Annotated in this window: 18 protein-coding genes; 8 read left to right on the top strand and 10 right to left on the bottom strand. The window is 66.7% G+C overall.

Going from position 1 to position 26,167, the window contains the following annotated elements:
- Together radA and F6X39_RS01955 are read left to right on the top strand one after the other, a co-directional pair.
- Entirely contained in the window at positions 1-1,377 is a 1,377-nt protein-coding gene (gene radA / locus F6X39_RS01960; RefSeq protein WP_184056927.1) for a DNA repair protein RadA, read from the top strand.
- Positions 1,378-1,530: 153 nt separating this feature from the next.
- Complete coding sequence (locus F6X39_RS01955) at positions 1,531-1,809, top strand: DUF2866 domain-containing protein (protein ID WP_187615389.1); 279 nt, start codon at positions 1,531-1,533, stop codon at positions 1,807-1,809.
- A 70-nt stretch (positions 1,810-1,879) separates the two neighbouring features.
- Here F6X39_RS01955 and F6X39_RS01950 read toward each other — a convergent pair whose 3' ends face one another.
- Both F6X39_RS01950 and F6X39_RS01945 read right to left on the bottom strand, forming a co-directional pair.
- The gene (locus tag F6X39_RS01950; protein ID WP_187615388.1) at positions 1,880-2,935 is read right to left on the bottom strand and encodes a CaiB/BaiF CoA transferase family protein; all 1,056 of its coding nucleotides are present in this window, start codon (positions 2,933-2,935) and stop codon (positions 1,880-1,882) included.
- Between the two features lie 108 nt (positions 2,936-3,043).
- Positions 3,044-4,999, bottom strand: coding sequence for an ATP-binding cassette domain-containing protein (locus tag F6X39_RS01945; RefSeq protein ID WP_187615387.1), 1,956 nt, complete (start codon positions 4,997-4,999; stop codon positions 3,044-3,046).
- 166 nt (positions 5,000-5,165) lie between these two features.
- On the opposite strand from F6X39_RS01945, the gene F6X39_RS01940 reads away from it, so the two are divergent.
- Positions 5,166-5,645: a glutathione peroxidase gene (locus F6X39_RS01940; RefSeq protein WP_090800611.1), complete on the top strand. Its 480-nt coding sequence runs from the start codon at positions 5,166-5,168 to the stop codon at positions 5,643-5,645.
- 10 nt (positions 5,646-5,655) lie between these two features.
- Here F6X39_RS01940 and cls read toward each other — a convergent pair whose 3' ends face one another.
- From cls to dapC, 6 genes are all read right to left on the bottom strand, one after another.
- A complete protein-coding gene (gene cls / locus F6X39_RS01935; RefSeq protein ID WP_187615386.1) occupies positions 5,656-7,143 on the bottom strand; it encodes a cardiolipin synthase in 1,488 nt (495 codons plus the stop codon).
- Between the two features lie 201 nt (positions 7,144-7,344).
- A complete protein-coding gene (gene prmB / locus F6X39_RS01930; protein ID WP_187615385.1) occupies positions 7,345-8,229 on the bottom strand; it encodes a 50S ribosomal protein L3 N(5)-glutamine methyltransferase in 885 nt (294 codons plus the stop codon).
- 14 nt (positions 8,230-8,243) lie between these two features.
- A complete protein-coding gene (gene dapE, locus F6X39_RS01925; RefSeq protein WP_187615384.1) occupies positions 8,244-9,383 on the bottom strand; it encodes a succinyl-diaminopimelate desuccinylase in 1,140 nt (379 codons plus the stop codon).
- Positions 9,384-9,524: 141 nt separating this feature from the next.
- Positions 9,525-9,890, bottom strand: a complete 366-nt coding sequence (locus F6X39_RS01920) for an ArsC family reductase (protein ID WP_018417635.1) — start codon at positions 9,888-9,890, stop codon at positions 9,525-9,527.
- Positions 9,890-10,717: a 2,3,4,5-tetrahydropyridine-2,6-dicarboxylate N-succinyltransferase gene (gene dapD, locus F6X39_RS01915; protein WP_184066209.1), complete on the bottom strand. Its 828-nt coding sequence runs from the start codon at positions 10,715-10,717 to the stop codon at positions 9,890-9,892. The genes F6X39_RS01920 and dapD overlap by 1 nt, the downstream gene beginning before the upstream one ends.
- A gap of 73 nt (positions 10,718-10,790) precedes the next feature.
- Positions 10,791-12,011, bottom strand: a complete 1,221-nt coding sequence (gene dapC / locus F6X39_RS01910) for a succinyldiaminopimelate transaminase (protein WP_187615383.1) — start codon at positions 12,009-12,011, stop codon at positions 10,791-10,793.
- A gap of 304 nt (positions 12,012-12,315) precedes the next feature.
- Between dapC and F6X39_RS01905 the strand changes: the two genes are divergently transcribed.
- The 5 genes from F6X39_RS01905 (at position 12,316) to def (ending at position 21,273) form a co-directional block, all read left to right on the top strand.
- Positions 12,316-13,377: a DMT family transporter gene (locus F6X39_RS01905; RefSeq protein WP_187615382.1), complete on the top strand. Its 1,062-nt coding sequence runs from the start codon at positions 12,316-12,318 to the stop codon at positions 13,375-13,377.
- Positions 13,378-13,561: 184 nt separating this feature from the next.
- Positions 13,562-17,080 (top strand): chromosome segregation protein SMC, encoded by a 3,519-nt coding sequence (gene smc, locus F6X39_RS01900; protein WP_187615381.1) that lies wholly within the window; start codon positions 13,562-13,564, stop codon positions 17,078-17,080.
- A 113-nt stretch (positions 17,081-17,193) separates the two neighbouring features.
- A complete protein-coding gene (locus F6X39_RS01895; RefSeq protein WP_187615379.1) occupies positions 17,194-18,510 on the top strand; it encodes a cell division protein ZipA C-terminal FtsZ-binding domain-containing protein in 1,317 nt (438 codons plus the stop codon).
- A gap of 166 nt (positions 18,511-18,676) precedes the next feature.
- Positions 18,677-20,740, top strand: a complete 2,064-nt coding sequence (gene ligA / locus F6X39_RS01890) for an NAD-dependent DNA ligase LigA (protein WP_187615377.1) — start codon at positions 18,677-18,679, stop codon at positions 20,738-20,740.
- Positions 20,740-21,273, top strand: a complete 534-nt coding sequence (gene def / locus F6X39_RS01885; RefSeq protein ID WP_184022632.1) for a peptide deformylase — start codon at positions 20,740-20,742, stop codon at positions 21,271-21,273. Before ligA ends, def begins: the two co-directional genes overlap by 1 nt.
- A gap of 96 nt (positions 21,274-21,369) precedes the next feature.
- Here def and F6X39_RS37505 read toward each other — a convergent pair whose 3' ends face one another.
- Entirely contained in the window at positions 21,370-23,562 is a 2,193-nt protein-coding gene (locus tag F6X39_RS37505) for a pseudouridine synthase (protein ID WP_187615375.1), read from the bottom strand.
- A 6-nt stretch (positions 23,563-23,568) separates the two neighbouring features.
- Positions 23,569-26,148 carry a [protein-PII] uridylyltransferase gene (locus F6X39_RS01875; protein ID WP_187615374.1) on the bottom strand — a complete coding sequence of 860 codons (2,580 nt, stop codon included), beginning with the start codon at positions 26,146-26,148 and terminating at the stop codon, positions 23,569-23,571.
- Positions 26,149-26,167 lie beyond the last annotated feature (19 nt).

Here is a 26,167-nt window from a genome sequence, read left to right as displayed (position 1 = left end):
GTGGCGAAAGCGAAGACGTTGTACATCTGCGGGGAATGCGGCGGACAGTCGCCGAAGTGGTCCGGTCAATGCCCGTCCTGCCAGACGTGGAACACGCTCGTCGAATCGGTCGCGGAGGCGCCGTCCGGTCACCGTTTCCAGTCGCTCGCGAAGAGCACGCCGGTACGGCGCCTCGCCGACATCGACGCGTCGGACGTGCCGCGCTTTTCCACCGGCGTCAGCGAATTCGACCGCGTGCTCGGCGGCGGCCTCGTGCCGGGCGGCGTGGTGCTGATCGGCGGCGATCCGGGCATCGGTAAATCGACGCTGTTGTTGCAATCGCTCGCGGAAATCGCGGCGGACAAACGCGCGCTCTATATCAGCGGCGAAGAATCTGGCGCGCAGATCGCGTTGCGCGCGCAACGGCTGGCGTTGCTCGAACCCGGCTCGAAGGCAAGCGAGCTGCAATTGCTCGCGGAAATCCAGCTCGAAAAAATTCAGGCGACGATCACGGAGCAACGGCCTGAAGTCGCCGTGATCGATTCGATCCAGACCGTCTATTCGGATGCTTTGACATCGGCGCCGGGCTCGGTCGCGCAGGTGCGCGAGTGCGCGGCGCAACTCACGCGCATCGCCAAGCAGTCGGGCACGACGATCATCATGGTCGGGCACGTGACGAAAGAGGGCGCGCTCGCGGGACCGCGCGTGCTCGAACATATCGTCGATACGGTGCTGTATTTCGAGGGGGATACGCACTCGTCGTACCGTCTCGTGCGCGCGATCAAGAACCGTTTCGGCGCGGTCAACGAACTCGGCGTGTTCGCGATGACCGAGCGTGGTTTGCGCGGCGTCGCGAATCCGTCGGCATTGTTTCTATCGCAGCACGAGCAGTCGGTGCCGGGCTCATGTGTGCTCGTCACGCAGGAAGGCACGCGGCCGTTGCTCGTCGAAGTGCAGGCGCTCGTCGATGCGGCCAACGCGCCAAACCCGCGACGCCTTGCGGTCGGCCTCGAACAGAACCGGCTCGCGATGCTGCTCGCGGTGCTGCATCGCCACGCGGGCATCGCCTGTTTCGATCAGGACGTGTTCCTGAACGCGGTGGGCGGGGTGAAGATCTCCGAGCCCGCCGCCGACCTCGCGGTATTGCTTGCGATCCATTCGTCGATGCGCAACAAGCCGCTGCCGAAGGGGCTCGTCGTATTCGGCGAAGTGGGCCTCGCCGGCGAAATCCGGCCGTCGCCGCGCGGTCAGGAGCGCCTGAAGGAAGCGGCCAAGCTCGGCTTCTCGGTGGCGGTGATTCCGAAGGCCAATGCGCCGAAACAGCCAATCGAAGGCTTACAGGTCGTTGCGGTCGAACGGATCGAACAGGCCATCGACCGCGTCCGCACGCTCGAATAGACGGGGGCCGGGACGGCTCGCCAGTACTTTGTACGCTTGCGGTACCGTAATGCCCGGTAAATATCTTCATATTGGCTGTAACCTGGTCGCCATACCTTTTTTCTAAGCTGTAGTGATATGCATCCCGTCTGATGCTCGAAAAAGGATCGCGCCTTGAAACAGTCTCGTGAAACCGCTGCCCACCATAACATCCAGGTGCGCGGCTGCCGGGTCTCCGCACCGATTCATCAGCCGTGGGGCGGCGCTTGCCGGATCGTCGAGTGGATCGACACCGCGGGCCAGATCTCGCGGCGGGTGGTGGCCGAAGACGCAACGGCCGCCGAAGTGCGTGCCACGATCAGCCGCCATGTGGAAGGCCGCAAGCACCTGCTGTACGACGACGAAAAGTCGCCGCGGCAAACGCTGCCGAGGCAGACGCCGACGCGGCGTTGACGGCGGCGGGTTTTTCGATTGACCAGGCCTTGATCTTCATTGCGCCCGCGTCGCGGCTGCGCCACGCGCATCAGGCCCCGTCGTCGTGTGAGTCGGCGGCGCTCGCGGCCACCGCCGCATACGCGTGCGGATTGAACAGCGGATGCTGCGCCGCTTCAGCGGGCGTCAGCACCGGCGACACGCAGCAATCGAGCGATTCCAGCGATTCCACCCATTCGCCGAGCGTGCGCGTCGCAATCAGATTGGCGACTTCCTGAATGAGTGCCACGGCATCGGGACCGCCGATCGCCTGACCCAGGCTCCAGTGACGCGTCGCCCATTCCGGCCGATCGAGCGCCATGCACAGCGTTTCCCAGAACTTCAATTCGAGCGCGCCGACCGCGAGCCAGCGTTCATCGCTGGTGCGGTAGAGGTTGTAGCAGGGCACGCCGCCGTTCAACAGACCACTGCCCGCGGCGGGCGCCGCACCTTCGTTGACGAGCGACACCTGCGCGACGAAGTTGTGCGCATGGCTCGTGTGCGTCATCGATACATCGACGAAGCGGCCCGCGCCGCCTCGCGCGACATGCCAGAGCGCCGCGAGAATCTGCGTGACCGCGCTCAATGCGCCGCCGAGCAGATCGGCGATCTGGAAGTTCGGCAGGATCGGCGCACCGTCGCGGTTCGCCAGTTGATCGAGCACGCCTGCATAGCCGATGTAATTCAGATCGTGGCCGGCATGGTCCGCGAGCGGACCGCTCGCGCCATATCCGCTGATCGCGCAATAGACGAGCCGCGGATTGGCTGCGCTGAGCGTCGCGTAGCCGAGGCCGAGCCGCTCCATCACGCCGGGCCGGAAGCTCTCGATCAGCACGTCGGCTTCAGCCGCGAGTGCGCGCAGCACCTGGCGTCCTGCTTCGGACTTGAGGTCGAGGCGCGTCTCGCGCTTGCCGCGATTGACCATCCGGTAAAACGCGCCGGGTCGGCCCGCGACACGATCGCTCGACGACTGCATCATCGTGCGAGTCGGGTCGCCCGCGCCGGGCGCCTCGATCTTCAGCACATCGGCGCCGAGCTCGGCGAGGCGCAGCGCGGCCACCGGACCCGGCAGCAGACGCGTGAGGTCGAGCACGCGCAGTCCTTGCAACGGCGGCGCATCGGCTGCCGATGCAGCTACGGATTCTGGGGCCGATAACCCGGACGATGAATTCGCAAATGACAAAGCCAAGCTCCCGTGGATGCCGGCGCGGTGCCGCTAGCCGATCTGTTCGAGTTCCTCGTGCGTCTCGAGCCATTCGGCTTCGAGCGTGTCGAGGCGCGCGTTCACGTCTGCCTGACGGCGGATCGCCTCCGTCAGCTTGCTCTTCTGCTCCGGTTCGTAACTCGCGGGATCGGCGACGAATGTATCGAGCGTCGCTTTCTCCGTGTTGAGTGCGTCCATTTCCTTTTCGATTTTCGCGATGCGGCTTTGCAGCGGCTTCTTCAGATGCGCGAGCTTCTGCCGCGTTTCCGCTTCGAGGCGGCGCTGTTCCTTGCGATTGACGTTGCTGTCGCCACTTGCCGCGCCGTTGGACGCTGCGTCCGACGCACCGGAAGCATTGGCCTTCAGCGCGGCGCGCTGCTCGGCCGCATGCTGCAGCAGCCAGTCGCGGTAGTCGTCGAGATCGCCGTCGAATTCCTGCAGACGATGCTTCGCGACCAGCATGAACTGATCGGTCGTCGCGCGCAGCAGATGCCGGTCGTGCGAGACCAGGATCAGCGTGCCTTCGAATTGTGCGAGCGCCATCGTCAGCGCGTGGCGCGTTTCGAGGTCGAGGTGGTTGGTCGGCTCGTCGAGCAGCAGCAGGTTCGGCTTTTGCCAGATGATCAGCGCGAGCGCGAGGCGTGCCTTCTCGCCGCCCGAGAACGGCGCGATCTTCGCGGTCGCCATGTCGCCGGAAAAGTTGAAGCTGCCGAGGAAGTCGCGCAGCTCCTGCTCGCGCGTATCGGGCGCGAGACGCGCGAGGTGCTGCAACGGGGTGTCGTCCGGACGCAGCGTCTCGAGCTGATGCTGCGCGAAGTAGCCGATGCGCAGACCCTTGCCTTCGCGTACGTGGCCGCTCAACGGTTCGAGCGTGCCCGCGAGCGTCTTGATCAGCGTCGACTTGCCCTGGCCGTTCGCGCCGAGCAGGCCGATGCGCTGACCATTCTGGATCGACAGTATCACGCGCTCGACGATCGGAATCTCGCTGCCGTCTTCGGCATGGTAGCCGCAGCGCACGTCTTCCATCACCATCATCGGATTCGGCGCGGAGTCGGGAGTGCGGAACTCGAACGTGAACGGCGACGCGACGTGCGCGGGCGCGATCAGCTCCATCTTCTCGAGCGCCTTCACCCGGCTTTGCGCCTGACGCGCCTTGGTGGCCTGCGCCTTGAAGCGGTTGATGTAGCTCTGCAGATGCGCGACCGTGCGCTGCTGCTTTTCGTACGCGCTCTGTTGCAGCGCGATCTGCTGCGCGCGCAGCACTTCGAATTGCGAGTAGTTGCCGCCGTAGCGTTTGATCTGCTGGTTCTCGAGATGCAGCGTGACGTTGCAGGCGGAATCGAGAAACTCGCGGTCGTGCGAGATCACGATCAGCGTGCCCGCATAGCGATTCAGCCAATCTTCCAGCCAGACGATCGCGTCGAGGTCGAGGTGGTTGGTCGGTTCGTCGAGCAGCAGCAGATCGGAGCGGCACATCAGCGCCTGCGCCAGATTCAGGCGCATGCGCCAGCCGCCCGAGAAGCTGCTGACGGGCTCGCGGGTTTGCTCGAGCGTGAAGCCGAGGCCGAGCAGCAACGCTTCGGCGCGAGCCGGCGCGGTGTAGCCGTCGGCGTCGGCGAACGCGGCGTGCGCTTCGGCTTCTGCCGCGCCGTCGTGCGCCGCGGAGGCCGAAGCGATGCGCGCTTCGATGTCGCGCAGCGCGGCGTCGCCGTCTAGCGTGTAGGCGAGGGCGGTTTTGTCGACGGCGGGCGTTTCCTGCGCGACGTGCGCGATGCGCCAGGTCGGCGGGATCGAGAAATCGCCGCCGTCCGCATGCAGCTCGCCGAGCAGCACGGCGAACAGCGTCGACTTGCCCGCGCCGTTCGCTCCGACGAGGCCGGCTTTTTCACCGGGGTTCAAGGTGAACGTGGTGTTGTCGAAAAGCGGCTTGGTGCCGCGCGCGAGGCTGAACTGATTGAAGCGGATCACGACGTGGCCGGCTGAAGAAAACCGCTATTTTAGACTGCCCGGCGCGTTGCCGGGCGCGCGGCGCCGATTGCCCGTCTGTCACTTCGCGCGCAGCGCTCATCGGCCATCCGGCCGACTGTATCGGCAGCGCTTTTGGCATAGACTGACGGCTTTCACGGGAGGGCACATGACATCGATCTTTTCGTTTTCGGCACGCACGCTCGGCGGCGAGGAAGCGAGTCTCGCGCAGTACGAAGGCAAAGTTATGCTGATCGTCAATACCGCGAGCGAATGCGGGTTCACGCCGCAATACGCGGGCTTGCAGAAACTGTATGACGCGTACGCGGCGCGCGGGCTCGCGGTGCTCGGTTTTCCGTGCAACCAGTTCGGCAAGCAGGAGCCGGGCGACGCCGCGCAGATCGGCAGCTTCTGCGAGAAGAACTACGGCGTGACGTTTCCGATGTTCGACAAGATCGACGTGAACGGCCCGAACGCGCACCCGCTGTTCCGCTATCTGACGATCGAGGCGCCGGGACTGCTCGGTCTCGAGGCGATCAAGTGGAATTTCACGAAGTTTCTGATCGGCCGCGACGGCAACGTCGTCAAGCGCTATGCGCCGCTGACCAAGCCCGAGGCGATCACCGGGGATATCGAAGCGCTGCTGTAAGCGGGCACGCCTACAGGATCGGCGAAAAGAGCCGCGCGACGTGCATCAGCATGCGTCGCAGCGCGCTCGACTTGCGGTACTCGTCGCGGTCGATTTCGCGCGACTCGGCAAAGTCGTCGAGCAGCATCGTCTCGACTTCGAGCGCGAAGCCGCGGTCGACGGTCAGCACCATGATCTCGAAGTTCAGGCGAAACGAGCGGTTGTCGAGATTGGCGCTGCCGATCGCGGCCGCGCTGCTGTCGATCAGCACGACCTTCTGATGCAGGAAGCCCGGCTGATAGCGGAAGATGCGAATGCCCGCGCGCAGCGAGTCGTACGCATAGAGCTTCGACGCCGCGAACACCACGAGGTGATCGCGCCGGCTCGGAATCAGGATGCGCACGTCGACGCCGCGCAGCGCAGCGAGGCGCAACGCAGCGAATACGGCTTCGTCGGGGACGAGGTAGGGCGTCGTGATCCAGATGCGTTCACGTGCCGCGTTGATTGCTTCGACGAAAAACAGCGAGCAGGTCTCCTGCTTGTCGGCCGGGCCGCTCGGCAGCACGAGGCAGTGCATGTTGTTCGCGGCGCGCTCGTTGGCGCCGTGGTCGCCGGGCTGGTCGAAGGATGGGGTCACGGGATCCGCGGCCGGCGCGTCGAACTTGGGCAACTGCTGCGTGGCCCAGTACCAGTCCTCGATGAAGACGAACTGGATGCTTGCGACCGCCGGACCACGCACTTCGATGTGCGTATCGCGCCACGGCGACAGCGGCGGCTTCGCGCCCAGATATTCGACCCCGACGTTATGACCGCCGACAAACGCGCGCTCGCCGTCGACCGCCACGATCTTGCGGTGATTGCGGAAATTCAGTTGCAGACGGTTGACGAAGAGGCGGTTCGTGGCGAACGGCTGCATCTCGATGCCGGCGGCGCGCAGCGCCGCGACGTAGCGGTGCGGCAGATCGAAGCTGCCGATACTGTCATACAGGAAGTAGACCCGCACGCCCTGTTTGGCTTTGGCGATCAGCGCGTCCTTCAGCATGTCGCCGAGCGCGTCGTCGCGCACGATGAAGAATTGCACGATCACATAGCGGCGCGCGTTCTCGATCGCCTCGAAGATCGCCTCGAAAGTCGCCGTGCCGTTGACCAGCGTGCGCACGGTATTGCCGGGCAGGAACGGCATGCCGCCGAGGCGCGTCAGCGACTGCACGAGCCGCGAGCCGAGCTGCTGCGTCGGCACCCCGGACGACGACGCCTGCGTGTCCCACACCAGCGGATGCGCGCGCGTGCGCAGCAGCTCGTTCTCGACGCGGCGCGCGTCCGCGTAGCCGGCGAACTTGCTGCGGCCAAGGAACAGGTAGGGTACCAGCGTGAGATAAGGCATCGCGACCAGCGACACGGCCCACGCGATCGCCCCTTGCGAGGTGCGGGTATGGAGAATCGCGTGAGCGGCCGCGATGATGCCGAGAATGTGGGCAACAGCAACCAGCGTGCCGACGTGAAGCAGGTCGAATGACATAAGCTCGCGAACAGTTGGCGAAGCGCCGTGGTTCAGGAAACGGAGGCGGGCACGGGCTCGCTCCGTGGTCTGCGGCGAACGCGTCGGGCAACGGGCTCAGGCTGCGGTTGCGGGCAAGGCCACGCGCTGTCGCGGCGATTGCTCGTGACCCTGCCTGAGAAACGCGCATGAAACGACGATCAAACGGTCAGCATGCCGGACTCAGACCGGCAAGTCGCTGGCCTGGATCAGAAACACGTTGTCGTCGCCGGCGCTGGTCGACAGCCACACGAGGTCGAGACCGCCGAACGCGGCCTCGACGTGCTCGCGTTCGTTGCCGATCTCGATGACGAGCACGCCGTCTTCGCTCAGCCAGTTGCGCGCGTCGGCAATGATCCGGCGCACGATGTCCATGCCGTCCGCGCCACCCGCGAGCGCCATCTCCGGCTCGTGCTTGTATTCGGCCGGCAGCTCCTGCATCGACGTCGCGTTCACGTACGGCGGATTGCTGATGATCACATCGTAGCGGCGCTGGGCGAGCGGCGCATACAGATCGCCTTCGAACAGCGCGATGCGCTCGTCGAGGTGGTAGTCCAGCACATTGCGCGTCGCGACTTCGAGCGCGGGCGCGGACAGATCGACCGCGTCGACGTCGGCGTTCGGGAACGCGTGCGCGGCGAGGACCGCGAGGCACCCGGAGCCGGTGCACAGTTCGAGCACCGCGCCGACCTGCTCGGGGTCCTCGACGTACGGCTGCAGGCCGTCCTGCAGCAGCTCGCCGATGAACGAGCGCGGCACGATCACGCGCTCGTCGACGTAAAAGCGATAGCCGTGCATCCACGCTTCCTGCGTGATGTACGCGGCCGGCACGCGTTCGGCGGCGCGTCGCTCGATCACTTTCAGCACCGCCTCGATTTCGGCCGTGGTCAGGCGCGCGTCGAGAAACGGTTCGAGCAGGTCGAGCGGCAAATGCAGCGTGTGCAGGATCAGATAGGCGGCTTCGTCGTAGGCATTGGCCGAGCCGTGGCCGAACGACAGTTTGGCCTCGCTAAAACGGGACACTGCATAACGCAGCAGGTCGCGGACGGTGCAAAAAGGAAGCGTCATCGCAAAGTTCCAGGTTACGCGATCAGTTGTTCGAGCACGCGGCGATACACGTTCTTCAGCGGCTCGATATGGGCGACTTCGATATGTTCGTCGATCTTGTGGATGCTCGCGTTCAGCGGACCGAACTCGATCACCTGCTTGCAGATGCGCGCGATGAAGCGGCCGTCCGACGTGCCGCCGGTGGTCGACAGTTCGGTGTCCACGCCGGTTTCGTCCTTGATCGCTTGCGCGAGCGCGCTCGACAGCTCGCCGCTCGGGGTGAGAAATGGCAGGCCGCTCACGGTCCATTGCAGTTCGTATTCGAGGCCGTGTTTGTCGAGAATCGCATGCACGCGCTTTTGCAGTCCTTCGACGGTGCTCGCGGTCGAGAAGCGGAAGTTGAACATCACGTCCGCGTGGCCGGGGATCACGTTGGTCGCGCCGGCGCCGCTGTGGAGGTTCGACACCTGCCAGGTGGTCGGTGGGAAATATTCGTTGCCTTCGTCCCAGCGCTCCGCGACGAGTTCGGCGAGCGCTGGCGCCAGCAGGTGCACCGGATTCTTCGCCAGATGCGGGTAGGCGATATGGCCCTGCACGCCCTTGACGATCAGCTTGCCCGACATCGAGCCGCGCCGGCCGTTCTTGACCACGTCGCCGAAACGCTCGCTCGAGGTCGGCTCGCCGACGATGCAGTAGTCCATGCGCTCACCGCGCTGCTGCAATGCTTCGACGACCTTGACGGTGCCGTCGGTGGCGGGGCCTTCCTCGTCGCTCGTGATCAGGAACGCGATCGAGCCGCGGTGCTCGGGGTGCGCGGCGACGAACTCCTCGCTCGCGACGACGAAGCCGGCGATCGACGCCTTCATGTCCGCCGCGCCGCGGCCGTACAGCTTGCCGTCGCGCTGGGTCGGCTCGAACGGCGCCGAGCGCCACTGTTCGAGCGGGCCGGTCGGTACCACGTCGGTGTGGCCGGCGAACGCGAGCAGCTTGCCTTGCGTGCCGTCGACGCCGCGTTTGACGGCCCACAGGTTGGTCACGCCGTTGGATTCGATCGTCTCGTGCTCGAAGCCGAGCGCGGCTAGGCGCTCGATCAGGAGACGCTGGCAATGCTGATCGTCGGGCGTGACGGACGCGCGCGCGATCAGTTGTTCGGTAAGGGCGAGGGTGCCGGACATGGATTCAGTACAAGCCACTTTGAAATGAAAAAATGCCGGCTCGCGGTGAGGCACCGCAGCCGGCAACAGCCTTTGAACGACGCGGCGCGAGGCCGCGCGTTCGACTACCTCGTGCTGGAGCCTGGCGCTTCAGCGCCGCGCTCAGACAAACAGCGCCGCGTACTCGTCCGCCGAAAAGCCGAGCGACTTCACCCGCCCGTTCACGACCAGCACCGGCCGCTTGATCACCGACGGCTTGTGGATCATCAGCGCGATCGCGCCCGGCTGCGTTTCCGCGGCCGCCTTCATGTCGTCGGACAGAGCGCGCCACGTCGTGCCGCGGCGGTTCAGCAGCGCGTCGAGCTTGACGTCCTTGAGCCAGTCCTGCACGAGCGGCTCGGTCACGCCGGCCTTCTTGAAGTCGTGGAACTCGAACTCGACGCCGTGCTCTTCGAGCCACACACGGGCCTTCTTCACGGTGTCGCAGTTCGGAATGCCGTAGACGACGGTTTTGGTGCCGCGCGCCATCAATCGCCTCGCAGCAGCTCGTTCAGGCCGACCTTCGCGCGCGTCTTCGCGTCGACCTTCTTGACGATGACCGCGCAGTACAGGCTGTGCGTGCCGTCCTTCGACGGCAGGTTGCCCGCCACCACGACCGATCCCGCCGGAATGCGGCCGTACGTGACTGCGCCGGTTTCGCGGTCGTAAATCCTGGTGCTCTGGCCGAGGTACACGCCCATCGAGATCACCGAGTTTTCCTCGACGATCACGCCTTCGACGACTTCCGAGCGCGCGCCGATGAAGCAGTTGTCTTCGATGATGACCGGATTGGCCTGCAGCGGCTCCAGCACGCCGCCGATGCCGACGCCGCCCGACAGGTGCACGTTCTTGCCGATCTGCGCGCACGAGCCGACGGTGGCCCACGTGTCGACCATCGTGCCTTCGTCGACGTACGCGCCGATGTTGGTGTACGACGGCATCAGCACGACGTTCTTCGCGATGAACGAGCCGCGGCGCGCGATCGCGGGCGGCACCACGCGGAAGCCGCCGGCGGCGAAGTCTTCAGCGGTGTAGTTCGCGAACTTCGACGGCACCTTGTCGTAGAACTGGCTGTAGCCGCCAGCCGGCATCGGCGCGTTGTCTTCCAGACGGAACGACAGCAGCACGGCCTTCTTCAGCCACTGGTTGACGACCCAGTCGCCGTCCTTCTTTTCGGCGACGCGCAGCGCGCCCTTATCGAGTTGCTCGATCGCGTGGGCGACGGCTTCGCGCACTTCTGCCGGCGCGGCTTTCGGCGACAGTTCGGCGCGGTTGTCCCAGGCGGTATCGATGATGCTCTGAAGTTGTTGCGACATAGGCGTGATTATCTGAAGGGTTGAAGTCTGAAGAAGGGGATGCCGTGTAGCTCAAGCGAGGCTCAGGCTGCACTCAGTCGACACTGAGCGAGCGGCAGAATTCGACGATCCGCTGCGCGCCCGCCGTGCATTCGTCGACGTCGGCGACGAGCGCGAGGCGCACGAAATTGCGGCCGGGATTCACGCCGTGCGCGGTGCGCGCGAGGAACGAGCCCGGCAGAACCGTCACATTATAGTCGGCGTAGAGGCGCTGGGCGAACTCGGTGTCCGTGAGGCCGGTGCGCTCGACGTTGGCCCACAGGTAGAACGCGGCGTCGGGCAGCCGCACGTCGAGCACGTCGGCGAGCATCGGCGTGACGGTCGCGAACTTCTGCAGGTACTTCGCGCGGTTCTCGCGCACGTGTGTCTCGTCGCACCAGGCGACCACGCTCGCGCTCTGGAACACGGTCGACAGCGCCGTGCCGTGGTACGTGCGGTACAGCAGGAATGCCTTGAGAATCGCGGCGTCGCCGGCGACGAAGCCCGAGCGCATGCCCGGCACGTTCGAGCGCTTCGACAGACTCGACAGCGTCACGAGGCGCTCGAAGCCGCGTCCGAGCTTGTGCGCCGCTTCGAGGCCGCCGAGCGGCGGCTTCGACTCGTCGAAATAGATTTCCGAGTAGCACTCGTCCGAAGCGATCACGAAGCCGTAGCGGTCCGATAGCGCGAACAGCTCGCGCCAGTCGTCGAGCGTGAGCACGGCGCCGGTCGGGTTGCCCGGCGAGCAGACGTACAGCAGTTGCGTGCGGGCCCACACGTCGGCGGGCACCGCCGAGTAGTCGCACGCGAAGTTGCGCGCCGGGTCGCTGTTGACGAAGTACGGCTGCGCGCCGCCGAGCAGCGCCGCGCCTTCGTAGATTTGGTAGAACGGGTTCGGACAGAGTACGATCGCAGGCTCGCCGTCAGCATCGCGGCGCGGATTGAGCACCGTCTGCGCGAGCGCGAACAGCGCCTCGCGCGAGCCCGCCACCGGCAGCACCTCGGTCAGCGGATCGAGCGGCGGCAGGTCGTAGCGTTGCGCGACCCATTTCGCGATCGACTCGCGCAGCGGCGCCGAGCCGAGCGTGGCCGGATACGCGGCGAGGCCGCCGAGCGAATCGACGACGGCGTCGCGGATCAGCGGCGGGGTTGGATGTTTCGGCTCGCCGATGCCGAAGCTGATGTGCGCAAGGCCGGCCGGCGGCGTGACGTCCTTGAAAAGCAGGCGCAGCTTTTCGAACGGATAGGGCTGAAGGGAGTCGAGTAGCGGATTCACGGACGAAATGGCCTGATCGGGATGGACGCGGACGAATGGCGGGACAACCGGGCACGCGCGCCGGCGGGCGGCGGCGAACGGACGATTATAGCGTGGCGCGCCCGCGGACCAGGCGGGAGCCTGGCGCGCGGCGCGGGAGCAATCCGCGAGGCGGCACACCGGGGCGCCGCGGCGGGAACGGCGCGAAATCCGCCACGGTTCGCGTAAAAGAATACGCAGGAGCAGCAATGTACGTAGCAGTTCAGGAGACGGCCGGCTGGACCCTCATACGACCCGCCCGCGACGCCCGTCGGAGTCCCGCCCCATGACCAACTGGCTTCGCAACGGCTGGCCGACGCTCGCGATCATGTTGGGCGCGTCGGTCTGGGGGATGGTCTGGTATCCGCTGCGGATGCTGGCCGCGCTCGGGGTGACCGGCACCGCCGCGAGCGCGCTCACGAGCGGCACCGGCTGCCTGTTCGTGCTGCTCGTGCGGAATGGCGCGCTGAAGACCGTGCGGTGGCACTGGCTGCTGCCGGCGCTCGCGCTCGCCGCGGGCGTCACGAATCTCGGCTTCGTGTGGGGCGCGATCCACGGTCAGGTGATGCGCGTGCTGCTGCTGTTCTATCTGACCCCCGCGTGGACCGCGCTGTTCGCGCATTTCATCCTGCACGAGCGGCTCACGTGGTCGGGCGCGGCGTTGGCCGCGCTGTCGCTCGCGGGCGCGATGACGATGCTATGGTCGCCGCGTCTCGGCATTCCGGTACCCGGCAATCCCGCCGAATGGGCCGGGCTCGCCGGCGGCATGGGCTTCGCGATGAGCAACGTGCTGATCCTGAAGACGAGCCGCGTGCTGCCGGACATGAAGCCCGAAATGCGCACCGCGGTGATCTTCGGCGGCGCGGCGCTGTTCGGCGCGCTCGCGTCGCTGTTCGAGCCGATGCCCGCGCCGCCCGTCGGCGCGCATCTGGGCACGGCGGCGCTGCTGGTGCTCGGTCTCGGTCTGCTGCTCGCGTCGAACAACATGCTCGTGCAATACGGGCTCTCGCGCGTGCCGGCCAATCGCGCGTCGATCATCATGCTGTTCGAACTCGTCGTGACGGCGCTGTCGGCGTGGCTGTTCGCCGGCGAAGTACCGGGCCCGCGCGAATGGGCCGGCGGCGCGTGCATCGTGCTCGCGTCGGCCTTGTCGAGCTGGGTGCATCGGACGAAATTGGCGCCGCCCGATCCCGCCATCGGGGACACGGAGGGGCCCGGCGGCGACGATGGACGCGGTGGTCAATGCGGTAGCAAACGCGGCGACCATCGCGGTGACGAACCCGGCCCTGACGGCGACAGTGACGACCGCCGAAAGGGCGGTAAGAATCGTCCACGCGCGATGGTATGATTCCCCCTCATTAGCCGGCGCATGCGTACCTGCGTGTGCCTCAGATATGCATGAGCGCATGCAGCCGGCAACCAAATTGCGAAGGCTCGCGAGGTTGCGTGGGGCCGTCCCGCTGCGGCGGTGAACGACTGGCGCAACCTCGCGAGCCACCTATCACTCTCTCTTTTCAAACAGCGAAATCGCCGTGCGGCTCACCTCGATCAAACTCGCTGGTTTCAAATCCTTCGTCGATCCCACGCATTTCCAGGTCCCAGGCCAGTTGGTTGGCGTGGTTGGTCCGAACGGGTGCGGCAAATCCAACATCATCGATGCCGTGCGCTGGGTGCTCGGCGAATCGCGCGCCTCTGAATTGCGCGGCGAGTCGATGCAGGACGTGATCTTCAACGGCTCGACCGCCCGCAAGCCCGGCAGCCGCGCAAGCGTCGAGCTCGTGTTCGACAACGCGGACGGCCGCGCCGCCGGCCAGTGGGGCCAGTATGCGGAGATCGCCGTGAAGCGCGTGCTGACGCGCGACGGCACGTCGAGCTACTACATCAACAATCTGCCGGCGCGGCGCCGCGACATCCAGGACATCTTCCTCGGCACCGGCCTCGGGCCGCGTGCGTACGCGATCATCGGGCAGGGCATGATCGCGCGGCTGATCGAGGCGAAGCCCGAAGAGCTGCGCGTGTTCCTCGAAGAAGCCGCCGGCGTGTCGAAGTACAAGGAGCGCCGCCGCGAGACCGAGAACCGTCTGCACGACACGCGCGAGAACCTGACGCGCGTCGAGGACATCGTCCGCGAGCTCGGCGCGAATCTCGAGAAGCTCGAGGGGCAGGCGGTCGTCGCAACCCGTTATCGCGAGCTGCAAAGCGACGGCGAGGAAAAGCAGCGTCTGCTGTGGTTGCTGCGCAAGAACGAGGCGGCCGGCGAGCAGCAGCGCCAGCAACGCGCGATCGAGCAGGCGCAGATCGACCTCGAGGCGCAAACCGCGAAGCTGCGCGAAGTCGAGGCGGAACTCGAAACGCTGCGCGTCGCGCACTATTCGGCGAGCGACGCGATGCAGGGCGCGCAGGGCGCGCTGTACGAGGCGAACGCGGAAGTGAGCCGGCTGGAAGCCGAGATCCGCTTCATCGTCGAATCGCGCAACCGGGTGCAGGCGCAGATCGCCGCGCTGAGCGCGCAGCGCGAGCAGTGGCAATCGCAGGCCGACAAGGCGCTGGACGATATCGCCGACGCTGAAGAGCAACTGGCCGTCGCTGAAGAAAAAGCCGTGCTCGCCGAACAGGACGCCGCCGCGAAGCACGATGCGCTGCCCGCCCTCGAAGCGCGCTGGCGCGACGCTCAGGCGGAGCTGAACACCGAGCGCCGCGGCATCGCGCAGACCGAGCAGGCGCTGAAGCTCGAAGCCGCGCATCAGCGCAATGCCGATCAGCAGTTGCAGCAGCTGCAGCAGCGCCATGAGCGGCTGAAATCGGAAGAGGGTGGCCTCGACGCGCCCGACGAGGCGCAGCTCGAGGAATTGCGCGTGCAGCTCGCCGAGCACGAGGAAATCCTTCACGACGCGCAGGGCCGCCTCGCCGAAGCGCAGGAAACACTGCCGCGGCTCGACGGTGAACGCCGCGCCGCGCAGGAGCGCGTGCAGGCCGAAAGCGCGCAGATCCATCAGCTCGACGCGCGCCTCGCCGCGCTCAGGCAGTTGCAGGAAAACGTGCAGACCGAAGGCAAGATCCAGCCGTGGCTCGACAAGCACGAGCTGGGCAGCCTGCCGCGTCTGTGGAAGAAACTGCATGTCGAGGCCGGTTGGGAAACCGCGCTCGAAGCGGTGCTGCGCGAGCGCCTCGCCGCGCTCGAAGTGTCGAATCTCGACTGGGTCAAGGCGTTCGCAACCGACGCGCCACCGGCCAAGCTCGCGTTCTACGCGCCGCCCGCGGCTGGTCAGCCTGCCCCGGCGGCGGGCGCGCTGCGCTCGCTGCTGTCGCTCGTGCGCATCGAGGACGCGGGTATCCGCGCGGTGCTGACCGACTGGCTGGGCCTCGCGTTCGTCGCCGACGATCTGCAGCAGGCGCTTTCGATGCGCGCGCAGCTGCCCGAGGGCGGCGCGTTCGTCGTCAAGGCGGGGCACGTGGTCACGCGCGTCGGCGTACAGCTGTATGCGGCCGATTCCGAACAGGCCGGCATGCTCGCGCGTCAGCAGGAAATCGAAAACCTCGGCCGCCAGGTGCGCGCACAGGCATTGCTCGCCGACGAGGCGAAGGCCGCCGCGATCCGCGCCGAAGCCGCGCACACGCAAGCCGCGCAGGCGCTCGCCGAACTGCGCCAGCAGGCCGAACGCGCGACGCAGCGGGTGCACGCGTTGCAGATGGACGTGCTGAGGCTCACCCAGGCACACGAACGCTACACGCAGCGCAGCACGCAGATTCGCGAGGAACTCGAAGAGATCGCCGCGCAGATCGACGAGCAGCGGGCGCTGCGCGCCGAGTCGGAAGCGAACTTCGAGCGTCACGACGGCGAGCTCGCCGAACTGCAGGCGCGCTTCGAAGACCACCAGCTCGCGTTCGAAGCACTCGACGAAGAACTGACGACCGCCCGCGGCGAAGCACGCGAGCTCGACCGCGCCGCCACCGACGCGCGCTTCGCCGCGCGCAATATGGCGAACCGCATCGACGAATTGAAGCGCAGCATCCAGGTCGCGCACGAGCAGAGCGAGCGCGTCGCGGGCGCGCTCGAAGACGCGCGCGCCGAACTGGAAACGATCAACGAGCAGACCGCGCACACCGGGCTGCAGGACGCGCTCGACATCCGCGCCGTGAAAGAAGAGGCGCTGCGCGCCGCGCGCGTCGAGCTCGACGACCTGACCGCGAAGCTGCGCTCGGCCGACGAAACGCGCCTCACCGCCGAGCGCGCCCTGCAGCCGCTGCGCGACCGCATCAATGAATTGCAGTTGAAGGAGCAGGCCGCGCGCATCAGCGGCGAGCAGTTCGTCGAGCAGCTGGCCGCGGCCGGTGTCGATGAAGCCGAACTGCAAGCCAAGCTGACGGCGGACATGAAGCCGTCGTACCTGCAGGGCGAAGTCACGCGCATCAACAACGCGATCACCGCGCTCGGGCCGGTCAACATGGCCGCGCTCGACGAGCTGAAGGCCGCGACCGAGCGCAAAAGCTTCCTCGATTCGCAGTCGGCCGACCTGACGAGCGCGATCGAAACGCTCGAAGACGCGATCCGCAAGATCGACGCCGAAACGCGCACGCTGCTGCAAAGCACGTTCGACGAAGTGAACCGCCATTTCGGCGAGCTGTTCCCGCGTCTCTTTGGCGGCGGCCAGGCGAAGCTGATCATGACCGGCGACGAAATTCTCGACGCCGGCGTGCAGGTGATGGCGCAGCCGCCGGGCAAGAAGAATTCGACGATTCACCTGCTGTCGGGCGGCGAGAAAGCGCTGACCGCGACCGCGCTCGTGTTCGCGATGTTCCAGCTGAATCCGGCGCCGTTCTGTCTGCTCGACGAAGTGGACGCGCCGCTCGACGACGCCAACACCGAGCGTTTCGCGAATCTGGTACGGGCGATGTCCGACAAAACCCAGTTCCTGTTCATTTCGCACAACAAGATCGCGATGGAGATGGCGCAGCAGCTGATCGGCGTGACGATGCAGGAGCAGGGCGTCTCGCGGATCGTCGCGGTCGACATGGAATCGGCGGCGGGTTTCGCCCAGAATATCGTTTGAGTTAACGCCTTCGCGGGCATCCGCATCCAGCGCAGCGGCCTCGATGAGCGCCGCGCGGTACGTGGAGCGGACGACAGGCCCGCGCGGATAGAAGAATTGCTGATGGAGCATGCATGGACGAGTTGACACTCGGTTTGATCGGCGCGGGTGCCGTGGTGGTGGGGGGCGTGGTCGTGTACAACGCGTGGCAGGGCGCGAAGGTGCGCCGCAAGATGCCGCGGCCGATGCCGGCCGACACCGCCGAGAGCTTTGCGCGGGACGAGCATGAAGAGCAGAGCCCGTTCATCGAGCCGGCCCGGCCGACCACGCGGCGCGAGCCGAGCGTGAGCGCCGAGGCGGCCGCGGACCCGAGCGCGGCGCGCGTCGAGCCGACGTTCGGCGCGGGCGCCGCACCGCTCGATACACCGGCCGATATCCAGGCCGAGATGACGTCGCCGAACGGTTATCCATCGGCGGACGCCGATACCGTGGGCGAAGGCGAACATGCGGCGGCGCCGGGCGCGCACGCGAAGCGGCCCACGGCTGAAGCGCCCGCGGCCCAGCCCGCGTCCGCCGGGCACGAGCGGGTCGAACCGATCCTGCCGGCCGCCACGACGATTTCGTCGGCGCCGCCCGCGATCGTCGATCGGCGCATCGACTGTATCGTGCCGATCCGGCTGAACGGCCCCGTGGCCGGCGACAAGGTGCTTCCGCTCGCGCAGCGCTTGCGTCGCGCGGGCAGCAAGCCCGTGCACATCGAAGGCAAACCCGAAGGCGGCGGCTCGTGGGAGCTGCTGCAGAACGGCACGCGCTATGAAGAGCTACGCGCGGCCGCGCAGCTCGCGAACCGTAGCGGCGCGCTGAACGAGCTCGAATTTTCCGAGTTCGTGACCGGCGTACAGCAGTTCGCCGATGCGCTCGACGCGGCGCCGGAATTCCCCGACATGCTCGAAACCGTCGCGATGGCGCGCGAGCTCGACGGCTTTGCCGCCCAGTGCGACGCGCAGTTGTCGATCAACGTGCTGTCGGACGGCGCGCCGTGGTCGGCCAACTACGTGCAGGCGGTCGCATCGCAGGACGGTCTGCTGCTGTCGCGCGACGGCACGCGCTTCGTCAAGCTCGACTCGCGGCAAAGCCCGGTGTTCATGCTGCAGTTCGGCGACACCAACTTCCTGCGCGACGACCTCACGTACAAAGGCGGCGAGATGATCACGCTGGTGCTCGACGTGCCGGTCGCCGACGAAGACATCCTGCCGTTCCGGCTGATGTGCGATTACGCGAAGTCGCTGGCCGAGCGCATCGGCGGACGCGTGGTCGACGACGGTCGCCGGCCGCTGCCGGAAAGCGCGCTGCTCGCGATCGAAAAACAGTTGATGACGCTGTACGCGAAGCTCGAACAGGCGGGTATTCCGGCGGGTTCTCCGGCCACGCGGCGCCTGTTCAGCCAGTAAGCCTTTTGCAGCGTTCTACGCGTTTTGACGACGGCCGCACGATGTGCGGCCGTCGTCGTTTCCGGCTTGCGTCGCAGCGCGGCCCGCCCCGATTCAGCGATGTAAAGGGGCACGCTTCCTGCGATAATCCGATGTCCGACTTTCTTCTCGAGAAGCTTCCGACAGCATGGCCCGATCCTCCGTCCCTCCTTCCGCAACCAGCGCTCCGGCCGAGCGGGCCGTGTGGTTGCGCGCGGAACTCGAACGCGCGAACTACGCGTATTACGTGCTCGATCAACCGGACCTGCCGGACGCCGAGTACGACAAGCTGTTCAAGGAGCTGGAGCGCATCGAGGCCGAGCATCCCGATCTGATCGTGCCGGACTCGCCGACGCAGCGCGTCGGCGGCGAGGCCGCGAGCGGTTTCGAGCCGGTCGTGCACGATCTGCCGATGCTGTCGTTGAACAACGGTTTCGCCGACGAAGACATCGTCGCGTTCGACAAGCGCATCGGCGACGCGCTCGGCAACAACGCGAGCGAGCCGCCGGTTCCCGTCGACTACGCGGCCGAGCTGAAATTCGACGGCCTCGCGATCTCGCTGCGCTACGCCGACGGCGTGTTCGTGCAGGCCTCCACGCGCGGTGACGGCACAACCGGCGAGAACGTCACCGAAAACGTCCGCACGATCCGCTCGATTCCGTTGAAGCTGAAGGGTAAGCGCGTGCCGCGCGTGCTCGACGTGCGCGGCGAAGTGCTGATGTTCAAGCGCGATTTCGAGCGCCTGAACGAACGCCAGCGCGCCGCCGAACAACGCGAATTCGCGAACCCGCGCAACGCGGCGGCGGGCAGCTTGCGGCAGCTCGATTCGAAGATCACCGCGCAGCGGCCGCTGTCGTTTTTCGCGTATGGCATCGGCGTGCTCGAAGGCATCGAGATGCCGGGCACCCATAGCGAGCTGCTCGACTGGTACAAGGAGATGGGCTTGCCGGTCAATGGCGAGCGTGCGGTCGTGCAGGGCGCCGAAGGCCTGCTCGGCTTCTTCCACGCGGTCGGCGAGAAACGCGATAGGCTCCCCTACGACATCGACGGCGTGGTCTATAAGGTCAACCGGCGCGACGAGCAGGATGCGCTCGGTTTCGTGTCGCGCGCGCCGCGCTTCGCGCTCGCGCACAAATTCCCCGCGCAGGAAGCGCTGACGAAGCTGGTCGCGATCGACGTGCAGGTCGGCCGCACCGGCGCGATCACGCCGGTCGCGCGGCTGGAACCGGTGTTCGTCGGCGGCGCGACGGTCACGAACGCGACCTTGCACAACGAGGATGAAGTGCGCCGCAAGGACATCCGCATCGGTGACACGGTGATCGTGCGGCGCGCCGGCGACGTGATTCCGGAGGTGGTCAGCGCGCTGCTCGAGCGTCGTCCGGCCGACGCGCGCGAGTTCGTGATGCCGACGCAGTGCCCGGTGTGCGGTTCGGCGATCGAGCGGCTGCCCGACGAGGCGATCGCGCGCTGCACGGGCGGGCTCTTCTGTCCGGCGCAGCGCAAGCAGGCGTTGTGGCACTTCGCGCAGCGGCGCGCGCTCGATATCGACGGCCTCGGCGAGAAGATCATCGATCAACTGGTCGAACAGAACCTGGTGCGCACGCCGGCCGATCTGTTCAATCTCGGCTTCACGACGCTCGCGGAACTCGACCGCTTCGCCGAAAAGTCCGCGCAGAACCTGCTCGACTCGCTCGACAAGGCCAGGCACACGTCGCTCGCGCGCTTTATCTACGCATTGGGGATTCGCCATGTCGGCGAATCGACCGCGAAGGATCTCGCGAAGCACTTCGGCTCGCTCGATCCGATCATGGATGCGTCGCTGGAGGAACTGCTCGAAGTCAACGACGTGGGGCCGGTCGTCGCCGAATCGATCCACCAGTTCTTCGCCGAGGACCACAACCGCACGGTGATCGAACAGCTGCGCGCGCCGGGCAAGGTCACGTGGCCCGAGGGGCCGCCAGCGCCGAAGGCGCCGCAGGGCGTGCTGGCCGGGCAGACGGTCGTGCTGACCGGTACGCTGCCAAACCTGTCGCGCGAGGACGCGAAGGAAATGCTCGAGGCGGCCGGCGCGAAGGTGGCGGGGTCGGTATCGAAGAAAACCAGTTACGTGGTGGCGGGGGCCGACGCGGGCAGCAAACTTTCGAAGGCCGAGGAACTCGGCATCCCCGTACTCGACGAAGATGGTATGCGCAAGCTGCTGGAGGGGCACTGATGATTCACGACATTCTGAAGATGGGCGATCCGCGCCTGCTGCGAATCGCCGAGCCGGTCGATCACTTCGACACGCCCGAGCTGCACCGGCTCGTGGAAGACCTGTTCGAGACCATGCACGCGGCGAACGGCGCGGGTCTCGCCGCGCCGCAGATCGGCGTCGATCTGCAGGTGGTGATCTTCGGCTTCGGTTCGAACGAGCGCTATCCGGACGCGCCGCCGGTGCCCGAAACGGTGCTGATCAACCCGACCGTCACGCCGGTCTCGCAGGACATGGAAGAAAGCTGGGAAGGTTGCCTGTCGGTGCCGGGGCTGCGCGGCGTGGTGAGCCGGTTTTCGATGATCCGTTATCACGGCTTCGACCAGTTCGGCAATCCGATCGACCGGGTCGCCGAGGGTTTTCACGCACGGGTTGTGCAGCACGAATGCGATCATCTGATCGGCAAGCTGTATCCGATGCGGATTACCGATTTCTCGAAGTTCGGCTTTACGGAGGTCCTGTTCCCGGATCTCGATACGAATAGCGACGACTGACACAGCTGCCGCCAACAAAAAACCCACGCCAAAGTGCGTGGGTTTTTTGTTGTGCCGATGCGCCCGCTCTCAGCAAGGAGGCGCATTGGACGGACCTCAGAACGACTCGTCTTCCGACAGATAGCGCCACTGTCCCGGCGGCAGCGCGCCGAGCATCACCTGGCCCATGCGAACGCGCTTCAGGCCCACCACCTCGAGACCGACCAGTTCGCACATGCGGCGAATCTGACGCTTCTTGCCTTCGCGCAGCACGAAACGCAGCTGCTCGCCGTTCTGCCAGCTGACCTGCGCGGGCTTCAGCGCGACGTCGTCGAGCGACAGGCCGTGGCGCAGCAGCGCGAGTTTTTCGGCCGGGAAATGGCTTTCGACGTCGACCGTGTGATCGCCGTAGGCGACGCGCACCAGATACTCCTTGTCCACGTCCGAGTGACCGCCGATCAGTTGCTTCGCGATGCGGCCGTCCTGCGTCAGCACGAGCAGGCCCGTCGAATCGATGTCGAGACGCCCGGCCGGCGCGAGCTGGCGCAGATGCGACGCCGAGAAGGGGATCCCCGAACGGTCGCCTTCCCAACGATTCTCCGGCGTGACGAGCGTGATGGCCGGCTGATAGCCGTCCTCCGCCTGGCCCGACACGAGCCCGACTGGCTTGTGAACGATCACGGTCACCTGGCTCGACTGAAAGGCTTCGGCGGCCGGGTCGATGTCGATGCGCTGATCCGGGAACACCTTCGTGCCGAGCGTATCGACGCGCTCGCCGTCGACTATGACCCAGCCTTTCTCGATCCATTCGTCGGCCTCGCGACGCGAGCACAGGCCGAGCTTGGACATCAGCTTCGACAGACGCAGCATGCCCGGCGCGTCTTCGCGATCGCGGCGGGGCGGGTGCGGGGTGTCGATGGTGGTGTCGACGGGGCGGGCGGTTGCTGATGCCGAGGCTCGCGGCTTGGCGGCGCGGGCTGGTCGGTCGTCGCCGAAGCGGCGGTTCGCGGCCGGCAACGTGTCGTCGACGCTGCGCGCAGGGCGCTCGCGACGCTCGGTGCGTTCGCCGTAGCCGCCTTTTGCCGGCTTCACGAAGCTGCGCTCGCCACGCTCGCTTTCGAAGCGGCGCGAGGTGCTGTCGCTGCGCGCGCCTCGATCGCCACCGCGACGCTCCTGTGGCTCACCGCGATCGCTACCGAAGCGCGGACGGTCGGCGGCCTCGCGCTCCCGGCGCACCGGACGATCGCCACGCGCGCCGCCTTCCGAGGGCCTGCCTGTGCCTGGACGCGGACCGCTGAACGGACGGCGTTCGCCGGCGTCGCGGCCCGGTGCGCGCTCACCGCGCTCCGCATTGCCCTCGAAACGACGGGGTGCGCGTTCTGCACGCTCGCCGAATTCGCGCCGAGGAGCGCGTTCGCCACGCTCAGCGCTGCCTTCGAAACGACGCGGCGCGCGTTCAGTCCGTTCGCCGAATTCGCGTCGAGGAGCGCGTTCGCCACGCTCAGCGTTGCCTTCGAAACGACGCGGCGCGCGTTCAGTCCGTTCGCCGAAATCGCGCCGAGGAGCGCGTTCGCCACGCTCAGCGTTGCCTTCGAAACGACGCGGCGCGCGTTCAGTCCGTTCGCCGAAATCGCGCCGAGGCGCCCGTTCGCCACGTTCAGCGTTGCCTTCGAAACGACGCGGCGCGCGTTCAGTCCGTTCGCCGAAATCGCGCCGAGGCCCGCGTTCACCACGCTCAGCGCTGCCTTCGAAACGACGCGGCGCGCGTTCAGTCCGTTCGCCGAATTCGCGTCGAGGCGCCCGTTCGCCACGTTCAGCGTTGCCTTCGAAACGACGCGGCGCGCGTTCAGTCCGTTCGCCGAAATCGCGCCGAGGCCCGCGTTCACCACGCTCAGCGCTGCCTTCGAGACGACGCGGCGCGCGTTCAGTCCGTTCGCCGAAATCGCGCCGAGGCGCCCGTTCGCCACGCTCGGCGCCGCCCTCAAAGCGACGCGGCGCGCGTTCTCCGCGCTCGCCTCGCTGAGCCGTACCTTCGAAGCGGCGCGGTGCGCCCGCGGCAGCCGCGCCCCGTTCGCGCACGCCCGACCCTTCGGCACGCGGCGCGCGTGCACCGGCGCCCGCCGGCTTCGCACCGACCGGCCGCTTCGCGCCACCACCCGTCGATGCCGCGCCTTCGCGCTTCGCGCCGGCCTCGAATGGCTTCGGCCGCGCTGGACGGGTCGGCTTACGCGCCGACGCGCTGCCGGGGCGGACAGGGGCGCGTTCGGACGCCGCCGGCCGCGGATGCTTCGCTGTTAATTTGATTCGCATGAAATCTCACATTGCGATCGCGCGCAGTAGTTCGGTCTCGACCTGAATTTGCAGGCGGTTGTCCGACAGGCTGTGTCCTTCGAGCAGAAACACGTCCTCGACGCGTTCGCCGAGCGTATTGATCCGCGCCGAGGCGACGCCGACCCGGTGCTCAGCCAGCACGCGCGCGATCGAATAAAGAAGGCCCGGCCGGTCGTTCGCCGACACGGACAGGATGTAGTATTGGCCGCGCTCATCGGCCCGCAGGTCGACGCGCGGCGTAATGGGGAAGGTGCGCGATAGCCGTGACAGCCGGCCCTTCGACGGTCCCGGCAGCAAGGTGCCGTGGCCCGCGAGGCGCGCGGTCAGCTCCTGCTCGACCAGATTGGCGATGTCGCGATAGTGCACGTCCTCTTCGGTGTGCGCGACGAGGAAGTTGTCGAGCGCGTAGCCGTGGCGCGTCGTGCTGACGCGCGCATCGAGCACCGACAGGCCGTTGCGGTCGAAATACGCGCAGATGCCCGCGAACAGATCGGGCTGGTCCTTCACGTAGACGAGCACCTGCAGCGCCTCGCCGATCGGCGACGGCCGCGCGCGTACGAGCGGCGTCGGCGTTTCGACGTGGCGGTACAGCACGCGCGTCTGCCACGCGATATCCGCCGCGTCGTGGCGCAGGAAATAGCCGACGTCCAGCTTGTCCCACAGCGCCCGTTGCGCGCCTTCCGGCACGGTTTCGAGACGCAGCAGCGCGAGCGCCTCTTCCTGGCGCGACTTCAGCTCGGAATGCTCGTCCGGCTGGGCACCGCCAAGCACGGCGAGCGTGGTGCGGTAGAGGTCTTCGAGCAGCTTGCCTTTCCACGTGTTCCAGACCTTCGGGCTGGTGCCGCGGATGTCGGCGACGGTCAGCAGATAGAGCGCGGTCAGGCGGCGCTCGGTGCCGACCAGCTCGGCGAAGCGCTTGATCACTTCAGGGTCGCTCGTGTCCTGCTTCTGCGCGACCTGGCTCATCGTCAGATGCTGCTGCACGAGCCACACGACCAGCTCGCCATCCTCGCCTTCGATGCCGTGCTGGCGGCAGAAGCGCCGTGCGTCGGCCATGCCCAGCGTGGAATGATCGCCGCCGCGGCCCTTCGCGATGTCATGAAACAGCGCGGCCACGTACAGCACCCACGGCCGGTCGAAGTTGACGATCAACTGGCTGCAGAACGGGTATTCGTGCGCATGCTCGGCGACCGCGAAGCGGCGCAGATTGCGCAGCACCATCAGGATGTGCTGATCGACCGTGAACACGTGGTACAGGTCGTGCTGCATCTGCCCGACGATGCGCCGGAAGTTCAGCAGATAACGCCCGAGCACGCTCGTCTGGTTCATCAACCGGAACGCATGCGTGATACCGGCCGGCTGCTTCAGGATTTCCATGAAGAGCCGGCGATTTTCCGGATCGCGCCGCCAGTGCTGGTCCATCACGTCGCGGGCGTTGTAGATCGCGCGCAGCGTGCGCGCCGACAGTCCCTTCACGCCGGGGGTGCGCTCGTATAGCAGGAACGCCTCGAGGATCGCATTCGGCTCGCGCTGGAACACGTCGTCGGAGGCGATTTCGAGCATGCCCTGCTTTTCGACGAAGCGATCCGACAGCACGCGCGTGATGCCGCTCGTGCTCGGAAACAGCTGCGCCTCGATGTTCTGGATCAGGATCGTCGCGAGTTGCGTGACCGCTTTCGCGGCCCAGTAGTAGCGGCGCATCAGCTGCTCGCTCGCGCGCTTGGTCGCGGTCGGCTTGAGGCCGAAGCTTTCCGCGACCGGCGTCTGCAGGTCGAACACCAGGATGTCCTGGCGGCGCCCGGCGACCACGTGCAGCCGCGCACGCAGCGACTTCAGGAAGCCTTCGTTGTGGCGCAGCTCGCGCGCCTCGCGCTCGGTGATGAGTCCGCGCGCTTCGAGTTCGCGCCAACTGCTGCCGAAGCCGGCCGCCTGTGTGATCCACAGGATCAGCTGCAGGTCGCGCAGCCCGCCCGGGCTTTCCTTGATGTTCGGCTCGAGCGCGTAGGGCGTGTCCTGAAACTTCGCGTGACGCTGGCGCATTTCGAGCACCTTCGCCTGGAAGAACGCCTTCGGGTCGAGCGCCGCACGGTAGCGCCGGGCGAAATCGTCGAACAGTGCGGTGCTGCCGGTGATGCGACGCGCTTCCAGCAGCGAGGTACGCACCGTGACGTCGTTGGCCGCTTCCTCGATGCATTGCGACACGCTGCGCACGCTGCTGCCGAGTTCCAGCCCGAGATCCCACGCGAGGCTGATGAAGCGCTCGATGCGCGCGTCCAGATGCTCGAGCCGCGCGTCGGGCAACAGCACCAGGATGTCGATGTCGGAGTGCGGCGCGAGTTCGCCGCGCCCATAGCCGCCAACCGCGACCAGCGCGAGGTCGTCGGGCAGCTCGCAGGTGTCCCAGGCGGCGCGCAGCGAATGGTCCGTGGCGCGCGCGAGGGCGGCCATCAACGCGTCGACGTTGGTGGCCGTTCGGAAGCGTTCCAGCAACTGGGCTTTGGCCACTTTGTAGTCCGCCTTGAGCGACGAGGCATGGGAGGGGGCGACGGCTGGAACGCTACTCATTGGCAGGAAGGCGGTGTGG

Origin of the sequence: Paraburkholderia sp. UCT2, from assembly GCF_014397665.1 — a bacterium.
GTDB classification, from domain to species: domain Bacteria; phylum Pseudomonadota; class Gammaproteobacteria; order Burkholderiales; family Burkholderiaceae; genus Paraburkholderia; species Paraburkholderia tuberum.
Note: the sequence above shows the minus strand (reverse complement) of the source record. Positions and strands in the feature narration are given on the sequence as shown.